12 protein-coding genes are annotated in these 14965 nt (G+C 57.7%); 2 read left to right on the forward strand and 10 right to left on the reverse strand.

What is annotated here, in order from left to right; translation table 11 throughout:
- Positions 1-340 precede the first annotated feature (340 nt).
- From ftsY to MHK05_RS01335, 7 genes are all read right to left on the reverse strand, one after another.
- On the reverse strand, positions 341-2305 hold the full coding sequence (ftsY, locus tag MHK05_RS01305; RefSeq protein WP_239204276.1) for a signal recognition particle-docking protein FtsY: 1965 nt from the start codon (positions 2303-2305) through the stop codon (positions 341-343).
- 102 nt (positions 2306-2407) lie between these two features.
- Complete coding sequence (smc, locus tag MHK05_RS01310; protein WP_239204278.1) at positions 2408-5917, reverse strand: chromosome segregation protein SMC; 3510 nt, start codon at positions 5915-5917, stop codon at positions 2408-2410.
- 78 nt (positions 5918-5995) lie between these two features.
- Positions 5996-6274, reverse strand: coding sequence for an acylphosphatase (locus tag MHK05_RS01315; protein ID WP_239204280.1), 279 nt, complete (start codon positions 6272-6274; stop codon positions 5996-5998).
- Between the two features lie 22 nt (positions 6275-6296).
- Complete coding sequence (locus MHK05_RS01320) at positions 6297-7796, reverse strand: alanine/glycine:cation symporter family protein (RefSeq protein WP_200288901.1); 1500 nt, start codon at positions 7794-7796, stop codon at positions 6297-6299.
- Between the two features lie 53 nt (positions 7797-7849).
- Positions 7850-8665, reverse strand: a complete 816-nt coding sequence (gene mutM, locus MHK05_RS01325; protein WP_023021269.1) for a bifunctional DNA-formamidopyrimidine glycosylase/DNA-(apurinic or apyrimidinic site) lyase — start codon at positions 8663-8665, stop codon at positions 7850-7852.
- 2 nt (positions 8666-8667) lie between these two features.
- Positions 8668-9438 (reverse strand): ribonuclease III, encoded by a 771-nt coding sequence (gene rnc, locus MHK05_RS01330; protein ID WP_023021268.1) that lies wholly within the window; start codon positions 9436-9438, stop codon positions 8668-8670.
- Positions 9435-9980 (reverse strand): YceD family protein, encoded by a 546-nt coding sequence (locus tag MHK05_RS01335; RefSeq protein ID WP_023021267.1) that lies wholly within the window; start codon positions 9978-9980, stop codon positions 9435-9437. Before MHK05_RS01335 ends, rnc begins: the two co-directional genes overlap by 4 nt.
- Before the next feature lie 150 nt (positions 9981-10130).
- Between MHK05_RS01335 and MHK05_RS01340 the strand changes: the two genes are divergently transcribed.
- The gene (locus MHK05_RS01340; RefSeq protein WP_239204282.1) at positions 10131-10778 is read left to right on the forward strand and encodes a hypothetical protein; all 648 of its coding nucleotides are present in this window, start codon (positions 10131-10133) and stop codon (positions 10776-10778) included.
- A gap of 184 nt (positions 10779-10962) precedes the next feature.
- On the opposite strand, the gene MHK05_RS01345 is transcribed toward MHK05_RS01340, so the two are convergent.
- Positions 10963-11721, reverse strand: a complete 759-nt coding sequence (locus tag MHK05_RS01345) for a DivIVA domain-containing protein (RefSeq protein ID WP_239204284.1) — start codon at positions 11719-11721, stop codon at positions 10963-10965.
- A gap of 200 nt (positions 11722-11921) precedes the next feature.
- A complete protein-coding gene (gene gdhA / locus MHK05_RS01350; protein ID WP_023021264.1) occupies positions 11922-13268 on the reverse strand; it encodes an NADP-specific glutamate dehydrogenase in 1347 nt (448 codons plus the stop codon).
- Positions 13269-13466: 198 nt separating this feature from the next.
- Between gdhA and MHK05_RS01355 the strand changes: the two genes are divergently transcribed.
- Complete coding sequence (locus MHK05_RS01355) at positions 13467-14549, forward strand: glycerate kinase family protein (RefSeq protein ID WP_239204286.1); 1083 nt, start codon at positions 13467-13469, stop codon at positions 14547-14549.
- On the opposite strand, the gene MHK05_RS01360 is transcribed toward MHK05_RS01355, so the two are convergent.
- Positions 14546-14944, reverse strand: coding sequence for a hypothetical protein (locus tag MHK05_RS01360; RefSeq protein WP_023021262.1), 399 nt, complete (start codon positions 14942-14944; stop codon positions 14546-14548). The genes MHK05_RS01355 and MHK05_RS01360 overlap by 4 nt on opposite strands.
- Positions 14945-14965: the final 21 nt, after the last annotated feature.

Below are 14965 nucleotides of genomic sequence, written 5' to 3' on the forward strand. Positions count from 1 at the left end.
TTTAATGCGAATTTCGCATTAAATACAGCCCCTTCAGGCTACCATTCCCACCAAGGCCAAACCACATTGCAGCATTCCCTGGCGACTGATAAAAGGCGAGCACAACCGCCCCAATTACGCTTATAGTCAGAAAAACCACAGGCACTTAGCAGGACATTCTTCCATAGCAATTGAATTGCCCATTCCGCATAGTTTGCGAAGTGGTGATCCCAAATCGACGAAAAGAATTCGCGAGCAAGGTACACGCTGGAACTCAGCCAGGAAAACGAAGAACTCCCCCAGCACACCGTAGCGCACGCTCGCGCTTCCCGATATGCAGGGGGAGCTTTGAAGTTAGGCGTTATTTCTCGCCCAAGAGAGCGTCGACAAAGCCTTCGACCTCAAACGGTGCGAGATCATCGGCGCCTTCGCCCAAGCCCACAAGCTTGACCGGAACGCCCAATTCCTCTTGCACCTGGAAGACGATTCCGCCCTTGGCAGTACCATCCAGCTTGGTTAGGACGACGCCGGTGATATCTACTACCTCGCGGAATATGCGGGCCTGAGTCAGACCATTTTGTCCCACGGTAGCGTCCAGTACCAGCAGAACCTCGTCCACATCGGTCTTCTTTTCCACCACGCGCTTGACCTTGCCCAACTGGTCCATCAAGTCTGTGGAGGTATGCAGGCGGCCTGCGGTATCTACCAAGACCACATCTACTTGCTGTTCTACACCGCGAGCTACCGCGTCGAAGGCGACCGATGCTGGGTCAGCGCCCTCCTTGCCGCGCACGGTATCGGCGCCAACGCGGCGACCCCATGTCTCGAGCTGATCAGCGGCCGCAGCACGGAAAGTATCCGCCGCGCCCAGAAGTACCTTATGACCCATGGCTACAAGCACACGGGCAAGCTTGCCCGTGGTGGTGGTTTTGCCGGTGCCGTTAACGCCGACAACCATAACGATGGCTGGCTTACCCTCATTCGGCATGGCCTTAATGGAACGGTCCATCTCTGGGTGGCCTGCCTCGATGAGGCATTCACGCAGCATGGCACGGGCCTCGTCCTCGCTGGAGACGCCGCGCTCAGCAATCTTCTCGCGCAGGGAGTCAGTCACTTTCATAGTGGACTTGGTGCCTAGGTCCGCCATGATGAGAGTATCTTCTACTTCCTCCCAGGCATCTTCATCCAGATCGCCTGCGGAAAGAATTCCCATAAGTCCCTGGCCGATGGCATTTTGCGAACGGGACAGGCGTCCACGCAAACGCCCAAGGCGCCCACCTGCGGGGGCGATGTCTTCCTGTGGTGCTGGCGCTGGGGCCGGCTCTCCCTCTGGAACTTCGGTCTGCTCCTTGGCTGCTTCGGCCGCGCCGGTTTGTGCCTCGGCTGCAGCCGCAGCCTCTTCGGCCTCCTCGCGGTCATCGACGCGCTCTTCAATGTCTTCCGCGTTCTTGTCTTCAACGACCTCGTCAAAGACTGGGGATTCCTCTGCTGCTGCGGCGTCTTTCACATCGACGGTATCTTCAGGAGCTTCTGTCTTTTCAGCAGCTGGCGAAGCCTCCTCCGCTGACTTATCTGCCTGCGGCGTCGCTGGCTCCTTCGGCTCGGATGTTGCTTCTGGCTGCTCGACCGACTCTGCGACATTATCCGCAGGCGTTTCTTTACTTTCTGCAGCCGCAGCTGCCGTACCCGCTACCCCTGCTGCACCGGCAGCGGTTGCCGCCGTGGCTCCAGCGCCCGTGGACGGGTTCTTTTCGGACTTATCTGGGAGAGAGTCAGTCGGCTGCTCTTTGACATCTGCCGGCTTATTGGTCTCAGTAGCTTTATTGGTTTCTGCCGGCTTTGCCTGCTGTTGTGGTGCCGGCTTATTTTCCTTTGGTTGCTCTACCGCGGGCTTGTCGGCCGCAGCATCGGTCTTAGCCTGAGCAGGCTGTGGCTTGTCCGCAGGTGCTTGCGGCTTGGCCTGTGGTTGTGGGGTCTTGCCGCTAAGCTGCTCGTTGGCAATGTCGGTAGCATTAGGCTCTGCCTTTGCCTCCTGATGTGCCGGAGCTGACTTATCCGCAGCTGGCTGGTTCTTCACGGGCTTTTCCGCTTGCACCGGGCTTTTCTGCTTTTCCTTGGCACTACCGGCAGGAGCGAAGTTAAAGCCGGACTTAGCTTGATAATTGCCGGACTTTTGCTCCTGAGTAAGCTGCTTCGGTTCTTCCTCAGTGGGCTTGTCAAAGGACACCTTCTTGGCGTCGCCGCGTTTTTTGCCGATTACTACGAGAAGAATAATCAGCACAATGGCGACGATCGCAATGCCGATCCATAACCATAAAGAATTCATGTCTCTATAGTGCCAGTCTTGCGGGCTCGCGGCACGCCAAACCCCCTCCTATCCCGGATAGAGGGGCCTACCGGCAGGCGACGCCCGCGGCTACCACCCTGGCTAGTCGCCCCGTGGAGCATCAACGCCCAGGCGGGTAGCGTCCTCGCTGGCTTGCTCTGTTCCAGGGGCACTACCTGCGGGATTCATGCGCTGCGAAATAACACGGGTGATACCGTCGCCGCGCATGGTCACGCCATACAGCACGTTAGCTACATCCATCGTCGGCTTTTGGTGCGTAATGACGATAAGCTGCGAATCCTTGCGCAACTCTTCAAAAAGGGCGATGAGGCGGCGCAGGTTGACATCATCAAGCGCTGCCTCAACCTCATCCATGACGTAGAACGGGCTGGGGCGGGCGCGGAAGATTGCTACCAGCATTGCCAGCGCGGTGAGCGACTTCTCACCACCAGAAAGCAAGGACAGGCGCTTGACCTTCTTGCCCGGTGGGCGCGCTTCCACCTCGATACCGGTGGTAAGCATGTCCTCCGGCTCCGTGAGGATGAGGCGGCCCTCGCCACCAGGGAAAAGGGTCTGGAAGACCTTGGGGAATTCCGCTTCCACGTCATGCCAGGCATCGGTGAAAAGCTGTAAAATCTGCGCATCCACGTCCTCGATCACCCCGGCAAGATCCTTGCGGGCTTGGATGACATCTTCCAACTGGGTGGACAGGAAGGAATAACGTTCCTCCAAAGCCTTATATTCTTCCAACGCAAGCGGATTAACCTTGCCCAAAGAATTCAAGTCCTTTTCTGCTTGCTTCAGGCGCGCATTTTCCGCCCCGCGATCGAAATCCTCGCCCGGGGTGTAGTCCTGCAAAAGGTCCGAAATCGCAATGCCGAGTTGCTCTACGATCTTGGATTCTGCTTCATCGACGCGCACCTGTGCTTGTGAGCGAGCAATTTCTGAGTCATGAGCGCGGTTGGTTAGCCGGTCCAGCTGCTGTCGCGCGGCCGAGACCTGTTGTTTTACTTGCTGCAGCTGCGCGTTCAAGGAGGTGCGCTGCGCAAAGTAGTCATCGCGCTCAGCGGTGGCGCGCTCTAGCAATTGCGTGGCGCGCGCGGCCAAATCACGCGAATGCCTTGCCACTACACCGGCCAATTCTCCTTGGGCTTTGCGCCGGGCCATGGCCTGCTCATGGCGAGCCTTGGCTTGGCGTTCATGCTGCGCTTGGCGACGCAATGCCTCGCCCTTCCCCGCTACCTGACCCACCTGGTCTTGAGCAGAGCGGGCTGCAACCTGCGCCTCCATCTCCATCGACTTAACCTGTTCTAATGCGGCCGAAGCCTCATCACGTTCCGCCGAAGAAGGCTCATCTGGCTGCTCGTCCGCATCGACGCGGGCGAGCCTATCGCGGGCGTCGGCAAGCTGCTTGCGGGCTTCTGCGATCTTTACCTCAATCTCGGTCGCCCGCGCAGCGGCCTTTTCGTGTTCCGATTTATTGGCCTCGTATTGCTTAAGCAGGCGCTGATGATCACGCTTCCACGCGTCAACCTCGGTATCGTGTTCGCGCAAAGCAGCCTTCGCCGAAGCGGCGGTCACGCGGGCATCTTCTGCTGCAATCTTTGCACCTTCAAGCGTGCCGGATAGCTCTTCTAGCTCCTGCGTCGCAGATTCCAGCTGTTCCTCTGCCTCTGCGATGCGAGCGGTGACCTCTACGGTAGACGAGGCACCGGTGCCTACTTCTACCCAACCTTCGCCCAGCACCACGCCCGATTCGGTAACGGCGCGCAGGCGAGGATCCTCTGCCACCAATTTTTTCGCCGCCGCGAAATCGGGAACGAGCACGACATCCGCAAGGAGGCGGTGCAGCGCGGCGGATACCTCCGGAACCACAGCAATGTGGTCGAGCAACCACGAGGTTCCGGTGGGCAAAGTTGCATCCACGCGCCAGGAAGTGGCGGGGGCGGCCACGGAGACATCGATAAGCGCGGAACGCGTACCTTTTTCCAGGTCCGCAATGAGCTGAACGGAAATCTCGCCGGCCTGAGCCTCAGCGAAGGCGCCCAATGCGGCAGCAACCGCTGTCTCATATGAGGTGCTGATGAATGTGGCCAGCGGCTGGAACTGCTCACCTACATCGATTTTTTCTGGTGCGGTCTGGGCCAAGGTATCGATGCGGGAGTGCAACGTGTACACGGCGCGCTCGCGTTCGCGCTGCTCATCGCGCAGCTGTTCCAAGCGCTTATCAGCCGCACCCGATTCACTGGCCGCGCGCACATGTGCCTCCTCGAGCGGCTCGCGCTCGCCAGCCAAAGATTGCAGTTTATCCGCCACCTCATCCGCCTCTGCCTGGGCAGATTGAGTGCGCTGACTGGTAGAAGCAAGGGTTTCTTCTTGCCGCGCTAGCTCCTCTTCCGCCGAAGTAACCTGGCCTGCCGCCTTTTCCTCCGCCGCGATAAGGCGGACTACGCCCTCGCGCCTATCAGCAATGGCGCGCAGCTGGGCCATGTGTTCGCGCTCGGCCGCCTCGAAGGCTTCGCGGCGCTCTGCTACCTCTTCGCGGATCGCTTCCAGGCGTTCTGCAGCTTCTTCCGCCGCGGCGAGAAGCTCCGCATGCTCCTCATCTGCACGGGTGGCCCGTGCCTCTAGGTCCTCCGGATCTTGGCCAGAATAAGCCACCTGCGCACCAGCATTGGCCGCTCGCTCTTCCGCGATGCGCTGCGTGGCGGAAATGCGCTCAGAAAGCGTAGACAGATCGAACCATAGTTTTTGGGCGGCATCTGCCTTGGGGCTTATTTCTTCTAGTTGGGCTTCTACCTCTAGCTGGGAGCCTGTCGCTTCTTCCAGCTGCGCCGTAACTTCTTCAACCTGCTCGGCGAGAACTTCGGCTGTGCGCTCGGCCTCCTGAAACTTGCTGCGCAGCCGCACTACCCTATCGCCGGCTAAGCGCAGGCGGGCATCGCGCAGATCAGCTTGCACCGTGGCCGCACGCTGCGCGGCCTCGGCCTGGCGGGCCAAAGGCTTAAGCTGCTTTCCTAGCTCATCCGTAAGGTCCTGCAGGCGATCCAAATTGGCCTGCATGCCAGTGAGCTTTCGCTGCGCCTTTTCCTTGCGGCGGCGGTGTTTGAGCACACCCGCTGCCTCTTCGATATAAGAGCGCCGATCTTCGGGCCGCGATTCGAGGATTTCAGAAAGCTTGCCTTGGCCGACGATAATATGCATCTCGCGGCCAATGCCCGAATCAGAGAGCAGCTCCTGGATATCCATGAGGCGCGCTTTGGCACCATTGATTTCGTATTCGCTGGCACCGTCACGGAACATTCGGCGGGTGACCGAAACTTCCGAATACTCGATCGGCAGCGCGCCGTCCGCATTATCGATGGTGAGAGTTACCTCGGCGCGGCCCAAGGCTTTGCGATCGCCGGCGCCGGCGAAAATGACGTCTTGCATCTTTCCGCCACGCAGCGTCTTGGCGCTTCCCTCGCCCATGACCCAAGCTAGCGCATCGACCACATTGGACTTGCCGGAACCATTCGGTCCGACAACAGCGCAAATGCCCGGCTCAAATTTCAGAGACGTCGCCGACGCAAATGATTTAAAGCCTTTGAGCGTCAGCGATTTCAGGTGCATTTGGGTTAGTTTAGCAAGCTTAGAGCACGCCTGCCCAGCCGAGCCTCAAGGCTCGAAACTGCGGGCGTATGCTATGCATTAGCGTTCAATGAAGCCAGACTCACCCTTGGGGGCAGCCCACTGCTCGACTACTAGGTCCACCGTTCCTGGCCGGCGAGTCATACTGGGCTGTTCTTTGAGGAGTCCTAGCAATTCTTGACAATTCTCCCGCGGTCCCTCGGCTACAACCTGAACCCGACCGTCGGCCAAATTAGTAGCATGCCCCTTCAAGCCTAGCTCGAGGGCACGGGAGCGCGTCCACCATCGAAAGCCCACGCCTTGGACGTGCCCGTGGACAAAAGCGGTCATTCTTTCCATGGTCAAGCGGCCTCCCTAGCTCCTAGTAGTGATCTTGTTGACCCTTATCGCGCAGGACGCGGCGGTCCTCTTCGCTGCGACGAGTGACGGGGTCGGAGCCGTCCCAGCACTCCACGCCTTTAAGCTCCGGCAGCATATCGCGGTGGAATACCGGGTCTATGCCATGGCTGCGCTGCTCGTTGTAGTTCTTGAGCAGTTTGATGGCCACCCCGGATAGCGGCACGATGGCGAGGATATTGAGGATAACCATGGTTGCCGCGCCGGTATCGGCCAAGGCAAAGACCAGCGGCAAGGAGCCCACCGCACCGAACCAGACAAAGAAAAGTACGACGAGGCGGAAAATCACCAGCGCAGGCTTGCTCTGGGTGAGGTACTCCAGGTTAGACTCCGCCAAGTAGTAATTGCCCAGGATGGAAGAGAAGGCCAGGAAGAAGAGGATAAAGCTGACGAAGTGGATTCCCCACTCGCCCACCTCAGAAGATAGGGCTGCCTGGGTCAAGGACACGCCTTCTGCTTCTGCACCATAGGCAATCTCTGGTCCCAGCAAGATAATGAAAGCGGTGATGGTACATACCACCAAGGTGTCAAAGTACACGCCGAGGGTCTGCACCAAGCCTTGCTTGACTGGGTGAGATACGGCCGCAGTTGCCGCCGCGTTAGGGGCAGAGCCTTCACCGGCCTCATTTGAAAACAGACCGCGCTGAATACCCTTCATCATGGCCGCGCCAAGACCAGCTCCCGCAATTTCCTTGATTCCTAGGGCGTGACCGACGATATCGCCAATCATTCCCGGTACCTTGTCAAAATTGGTAATGACGACAAAACCACCGATGAGCAGGTAAGCCACCGCCATAAATGGCACGATGACCTGGGTGATATTGGCAATGCGGTTCACACCGCCAAAGATGATAAGACCCGCAACCACGGCGATAACAATGCCGATAATGGAGCGGAACATCGTGTCATCGCGGTCAAAGGAAAAGGACACCGCATCCGCAATGGCGTTGGTCTGGAAGGCGTTATATACCAAGCCAAAGGTAAAGGCGATGGCGATGGAGAAAAGCACGCCGAGCGGTCCCCACCCCAAACCGCGCTTCATATAATACGCCGGACCACCGCGGTACCCATTGCCATCGCGGACCTTCCACAGCTGGGCCAAGGTTGACTCGATGAACGCAGTAGCGCCACCCAGGATGGCAATCAGCCACATCCAGAAGACGGCACCTGGGCCGCCAACGGAAATGGCCACTGCCACGCCGGCAACGTTACCGGTGCCAACGCGGGAAGCAGCTGAAATGGTGAAGGCCTTAAACGCGGAGATTCCGCCATAGTCTTCGTCCTCATCGCGGCCCTCCCCCTTGGGGCGCTCGACGACGGCGCGGAACATATCCGGCACCATGCGCACTTGCACCAAAGCAGTACGGATGCCGAAGAATAGGCCCGCAGCAATCAGCAGCCACGGCAAAATCCACGACCACACGCCGTCATTAAATGTCGTTACGACATTTTCAAGAAAATCCATGCAGAATAATTTACTGCCTTAAGGTTCACAACGTGAACCCCATGCGCCATAAATTATTGACAATGGGGGCAAAAATGGGTGGACCGCCCTGAAATTATGCAGCGCTCCAAGGGCGTTCCACACCGCAGACAGGGCTGGCCAGCACGCCCATACGCGGCCAAGGAACGCGAAAAATACCCCGATTCGCCGTTCACATTTACGTACAGGGAATCAAAACTCGTGCCACCCACTTTTAGGGCCGCTGTCATGACCTCCTGAGCTGCCGAAAGCAGAGCAACAGCATCTTTTTGCCGCAAGGTCGAGGCTTTCTTGCGGGGTGAGATTTGCGCGGCCCACAGGGATTCATCAGCGTAAATATTGCCGATTCCAGAGGTCAGCGTTTGATCCAAAAGCGCGGTCTTCACTGCGGTCCTCTTCGCACGCAGGCGCCGTGCTGTAGCCGCACTATCGAAATCCGGTTCCAGCGGGTCAATGCCAATGTGCGCAATCTTGTCCCACGGCGCATACAACCAATACCCAAAGGTGCGCTGGTCAACAAAGCACACCTCTACCCCACCGCTCAGCTGGGCGGTAATGCGAAGGTGCGAAGATTCGGTGGCACCTATTCGGATCTGACCCGACATACCTAGGTGGATAAAGAGGACGTCACGGTGGGGGTCCATGGCATCTTCGCCCACAAATTCCAGCCACATAAACTTCCCGCGCCTGGCCACCGCAGAGATCTCTTTGCCCTCAAGGAGACCGGAAAGCGGCTCATCTTGGCCACGATTGGAACGCGGGTGTAACACCTCTACAGACTCAAAAGTCCGTCCCACCACGTGTGGTGCAAGGCCACGGCGGACGGACTCGACTTCCGGCAATTCCGGCATGCTCAGCCCTCTTTATGTGCAGTGCCTTGCACCAAAAGCGGAGTTTCGCGCAGGGTCTGGCAGGCCTCCTGAGCTGCCTGCTGCTCGGCCAACTTTTTATTGTGGCCCACACCATTTCCTACGGTCAGACCAGCCACAGTAGCTACTGCATTAAAGGTCTGGTCATGCTCTGGTCCGGTGGAAGTAGCCGAATAAACCGGCATCGGCGCCTTTAGCTCCGCGCACAGCTCCTGCAAAGTGGTCTTCCAATCCAAGTGGCGCCCGCTCACAGTCGCATTTTCGATCTTTTCCGCAAATAAGCGCAAGATGACGTCACGCGCCGTTTCAAAACCATGCTCGCGGTAAATGGCACCAAAGATTGCCTCAGTGGTATCCGCAAGAATGGAATCTTTATCGCGGCCACCGGTGGACTGCTCGCCCTTACCCAACAAAATGTGCGGTCCTAGGTTTATTTCCCGGGCGATATCAGACAGGCCGTAGCGCGAGACAATCGATGCGCGCATCTTGGAAATATCCGATTCCGGACGGGACGGGTAGGTGATGTAGAGCTGAGAGGCTACCGAGAGGCCCAGCACCGCATCGCCCAAGAACTCCAAGCGCTCGTTGTTTGGCAAGTGCCCATTTTCATTAGCAAATGAACGGTGGGTCAATGCTAGGCACAGGTGCTCTGGTTGCAATTCCACACCGAGCGATTCCAACAACGGGGAATGGTCTACTGCAGCGAACTCGGCAGCCAGTGCCTCTTCCCCAGTTAGCTTCTTCTTGCGGCTCATAGGAACTTCTCCAAACCAGCCCAACGGGGATCGACCTTTTCTTCGTCCTCTTCGCCAGAGATACCCGTGGTCACGCCCTCAGGCGTGTCAATCTCGCAGCCATCTTCGCATACCGGGGCAAAGGGAAGATTAAGGCCTGCCTCATCGATCACGGCCTGCAAAAGATCCAGCTCATCATCTTCAATCTCTGGAATCTCATCTCCGGATCCTTCGTCACCGTCTGAAGGGGTATCTCCCGAGACAAAGGATTCGTCGGCTGCAAAGACCTGTGTGACGTGCAAGTCCAACTGTGGGTGCAATTCCTTCAAGCAGCGAGCGCATTCCCCGGTCAGCTGTCCGGATACGTTGGCATCCACTAAGACACCTGCACCAAGAGGGGTCAAGGTAGCGTCTACGGTGAGCTCTTCGCCCTGCGGGATGGCGATCATCTCCACGCCGATCCTCTCAGGTGAGGGGCCGGTTTGGGTGCGTTGTTCCGGCAGTGCGTCAGCGCCTTGGGCGTTCAACAATTCGCCCACATCGAACTTCAATGGTGATGTCATAACACTAGGTAGTCTACCTTGCCCCGCAAACTCCGCCTAGCGGCCCGCGCGAGGAAAGTTTCTGTCAAGAATCTGGCGTTTAATGTAAAAGGACATATGCCTTTGCGGATTAGCCTTTTCCCGAGCGAAAGCCGTCCTTAGTCTGGAAGCATGACCTACCACTTGGCACTAGCCTCCACGGATCTACGCAGCATAGCGCTCGGTTTCACCGTGTTTAGCTGTCTTCCCGCTGCGGTGTTAGCTACTGCCGGTATGCTCGTTCACGCCACTCCACGCCCGGACCGTTCAGGCATGTACGGCGCGCGTGGCATTCGCCTCTTTACCGCACTCATCTGTAGCGTCGTTGCCGGTTTGGTAGCCGGTGCCATTTTAGTATTGCCCACCGGCATGGACCTTTCGGTCCTTGCCGGCGCGCTCATCTTTTCCCTAAGCGCAGGTGCTATTACTTGGTTCTCCCGCGCGACCATTCCTACCGCGCTCATTTCTGTGGGCACGATGGTGCTAGCTACCGGTGCGCTCCTTAGCGTGTGTGCCGTGTGCTTTCCACAAAATTTCAGTGATAATCCCTTGACATCATTGTCTTCCTATTTCTTCACTGCACTCGTTGCGTTCCTTTTTCCAGGCTTGGTAACCGCGATTATTGCAGCATGCATGGCCGTCCAATCCGCCGCGCCTGCACACCTTCTCCCGCAGCAGGAAGACATCTCCGTTCCCCTACACACCCACATAACGCCTACTCCCCATGAAAAAGGAAAGGCCATTGCCGCTAAGCAACCTCGCACTCGTGCCACCACCTAATTTACTCAGACCAGCGGCGATGAATAAAGGCCCTATTTGGTGAGTAGACGGTGTACGACGAACCGCCTGCTCACCAAATAGGGCCTTTGGCCGTGCCTAGTGTATAGGTCTTTCCTAGCCCCTTACTCTACGGCCCGGTGTGCACCGAACCATAGAGCTTAAGGCCGATAAAGAAACTAAAGTTTTAGCGCTCGTTATAGCGGCGCTCATAGGTCTCGCCTTCCGCGTAACGTGTGTTGCTTGCGGCGCCGCCGGCGCGTCCCGGAGCCGAATAGTCGCCGCCACGGGAGCGCACTCCGGCGCCGCCGCGCAGGGCAGAGCGGTCGGAGTTTACTGTACGCAGCAGACCATTAAGGGTGGTTTCAAATTCGCTTAGCTTGCCATCCACAAATTCATCGCATTCACTGCGCAGACGGTTAGATTCGGTGTGGGCGGATTCCACAATGCGATGTGCTTCTTCATCGGCGCGGCGAACAACTTCTGATTCCGAAACCAGACGCTCTTGCTCTGTGCGGCCTTCAGCGACGGAACGCTCATATTCATCATTCGCCTGAGCGATAGTACGGTCTGCTTCCGCGCGGGCCTGCTCCACCATGGACTGAGCGCGGGCTTCAGCATCAGCCACCAGCTTGGCGGCATGCTGTTCTGCATGAGACACCGTGGCATCTGCTTCCTCGCGTGCGTGGCCCACAATGTCATCTGCCTGGGCATTAGCATCATTGATGGTTTGGTCTGCGCGCTCTTCAGCGCCGTGCAGGATTTCATCCTGCTTATCCAAGACATCCTGCGCGTCATCAATCTCAACGGGCAGCGCGTTACGGAGGTCGTCGAGAAGCGCGAGCATTTCATGGCGCGGAACTACGCAATTAGAGGTCATGGGGAAGCCATGGGCCCCCTCCAAGTGCTGAACTAATTCATCTAGAGACTCAAAGACACGGTACATACCGCGAATTTTACATACCCTCACCCGCCATGCGTGGAGGCCACGCACCGAGTGTGTACTGCAGATTTTACTTCCATAACCGGTCTTGCCGGTCCGCGCCCACACATACAGAATTTATGGCACGCATATACAAATACAAGCGCCCCCATTTACCGCCACGCTCTGTGGCGCAAAAGGGGAGCTTGAATAAAGGCCGATTTTTAGATGACGCCCTGTGCCAGCATGGCATCCGCTACCTTCTTGAAGCCGGCGATATTTGCGCCGGCTACGTAATCGCCTTCGCGGTCGTATTCCTTCGCCGTGTTGTCGATGTTTTTAAAGATATTAGACATGATCGCGTGGAGGCGGTCATCGGTGTAGTCAAAGGACCAAGAATCACGGGACGCATTTTGCTGCATTTCCAGCGCGGAGGTAGCAACACCACCAGCATTAGCGGCCTTGCCCGGCGCGAAGTTGATCTTGGATTCTTGGAATATGTGGACGGCCTCCGGGGTGGACGGCATATTGGCACCTTCGGCCACGTAGCGCACGCCGCCTTCCACAAGCTTTTTGGCCGAGTCGCCGTCCAGCTCATTTTGGGTAGCACACGGCAGTGCCACGTCCGCCCTTACTTCCCAGATATTTCCGCCCTCATGGAATTCCACGCCGCTGCCAGCCTCTTGTGCATAAGTGGAAATACGCTCACGACGAGTTTCTTTGACGTTCTTGAGAAGCTCGATGTCCACGCCTTGTGGGGTGGTGATATAGCCGGAAGAATCGGACATGGCCACCACGGTGGCGCCCAGTTCTTGGGCCTTCGCTGCGGCGTAGATGGCAACATTGCCCGAGCCAGAGACAATGACCTTGGCACCATCAAAGGACTCGCCATGGGTCTTCATCATTTCATTGGTGAAATAGACCGTGCCAAAGCCTGTGGCCTCGGTACGAACCAGGGAACCGCCCCAGGTCAGGCCTTTGCCAGTAAGGACACCGGATTCATGCTGGGTAGTCAGGCGGCGGTACTGACCAAAGAGGAAGCCGATCTCGCGGCCGCCGACGCCAATATCACCAGCTGGAACATCGCGGTATTCTCCGATGTGGCGGTGCAACTCCGTCATGAAAGACTGGCAGAAGCGCATGATTTCCACCTCGGACCTGCCCTTGGGATCAAAGTCAGAACCGCCCTTGCCACCGCCAATGGGCAGGCCGGTCAGGGAATTTTTGAAGATCTGCTCAAAACCGAGGAACTTAATGATGCCCAGGTTGACCGAAGGATGGAAACGCAGTCCGCCCTTGTAGGGGCCGAGCGCAGAATTGAACTGGACGCGAAAACCGCGATTGACTTGGATATCACCATTGTCATCGATCCACGGCACGCGGAAGATGAGCTGGCGCTCAGGTTCACAGAGACGCTCCACCAAGCCGTAGTCCGCGTACTGCGGGTCTTTTTCTAGGACAATCTTCAGCGAGTCCAGAACCTCAGAAACCGCTTGGTGGAATTCTGGTTCTCCCGCATTGCGCTTGAGCAATTTGTCGTAGTACTCAGAAATTTGGCTATCTACTGACATGGCGTGCATTCCATTCTGTGGACGTATAAGAACAGATACCAGTTTCCTATCAAACTACCGATAAAGCAAGCAGTTTCTAGACCTTGCATAGATCCGAACCGTCTTTACCAGCGACAATAAAGTAAAATATTTTCTGTAGAACGTTCGGATCTTCAGCCGCACAGACTCCTTTCGCAGGCGGGCTTTATAATCACGGGCATGCATATTGTCGTCGCGCCAGACTCGTTTAAAGGCACCGCCTCCGCGCCCGAGGCCGCAGCAGCCATTGCTATGGGGGTGCGCCAGGTTCTTCCCGAGGCCACGGTTACCACCCTGCCCATGGCCGATGGTGGCGAGGGAACCGCCGCCGTCCTCGCACAAGCGGCCGCGGCCGGCGGACAATCCGTCGAAAACATCACCCTGCCTACCACCGACGCCATAGGCCGCTTGACTCAGGCAAGCTATGCTCTGGCCGGAACCACTGCGTTTATCGACGTCGCCTCTGCCACCGGCCTGCCCGCAGTGCAGGACAGCCTTGATCCGCTGCACGCCGATTCTTATGGCACCGGCGTGCTGATTGCGGATGCAGAAACACGCGGCGCCACCTCGATTGTGCTCGGATTGGGAGGAACTGCCAGCATCGACGCCGGTATGGGCATCCTTACCGCGCTCGGCGCTGCCGCGCACGACGCCCGCGGCTACGCCCTGCCCAAGGGCGGCGCTCCCCTAGTTCAGCTCGATCACATTGACACCGCGCAGCTCAATATCAAGGCGGGCATGCTTGATTTCACATTGCTGGCAGATACCCGCGCTACTCCAGTACAGGCGGCAACCATGTACGGCCCCCAAAAAGGAGCGCAAGGCGAGCAGGTAGCCCTGCTGGCCGGTGCCATGTTGCAAACATGCGAAGTCACCGGCGCAGATGCGGACTCCGAATTTTTCGGTGCCGCGGGTGGCCTTCCCATCGGCCTGCACTGGCTTTCTCGCACGCTCTGGGGCTCAGATGAGCATATTCGCGTCTTATCCGGCGGCGCACATGTCGCCACTGCACTCGGGCTGCCAGAAAAAATATCCTCCGCCGATCTCGTCATTACCGGCGAGGGCCGGTTTGACGAGCAATCTTTGACCGGAAAGGCCGTCGGAACCATTGCGGGTCTCGCCCAGGACGCAGGCACGCCTATGGGCATTATCGCCGGTTCCTTCGAGCATGACATGGACGCCTACTGCGCATCGCTTAGCCAAGAAGGCCCCCTGGCGCAACAGCTGGCGGCGGCCGCCAGGGACATCGTCAAGCAGCTCTAAGGCCGGATAGACAGCGACCACGGGAAGATAGCTGGCTGCTCATGCGCCAGCTCATCTTCCAACAAGACGTGGTCTTTCGGCAGCACTGCATGCGGGGTAAGAAGGCGCGAGAGCACCATGCCTAGTTGGTTAACCGAGCCGCTCACCCCTGTTACCGCAATGTCGTAGCGGTACACGCTCGCGTCCTCAAGGTCGCGGTCCTCATGCTCATCGCGATAATTTTGCCGCAGCTGTTCTTCCAACCCCTCTGGAAACTGCGGCGCATCGGGGCGAGTAACCTCAGCGGAGGCTAATGAACCGCTTTCTACCAACTTGTCGGTGGCAGTGGTAAAGATATCCGCGACGCGCTCTGCTTGTGCGTTGGGAACCAAAACATCAAATTGAATAACCGGCATAGCGCTAACCCTACCCAATTC

This window comes from Corynebacterium nasorum (assembly GCF_022347325.1).
In the GTDB taxonomy this organism is placed as follows: domain Bacteria; phylum Actinomycetota; class Actinomycetes; order Mycobacteriales; family Mycobacteriaceae; genus Corynebacterium; species Corynebacterium kefirresidentii.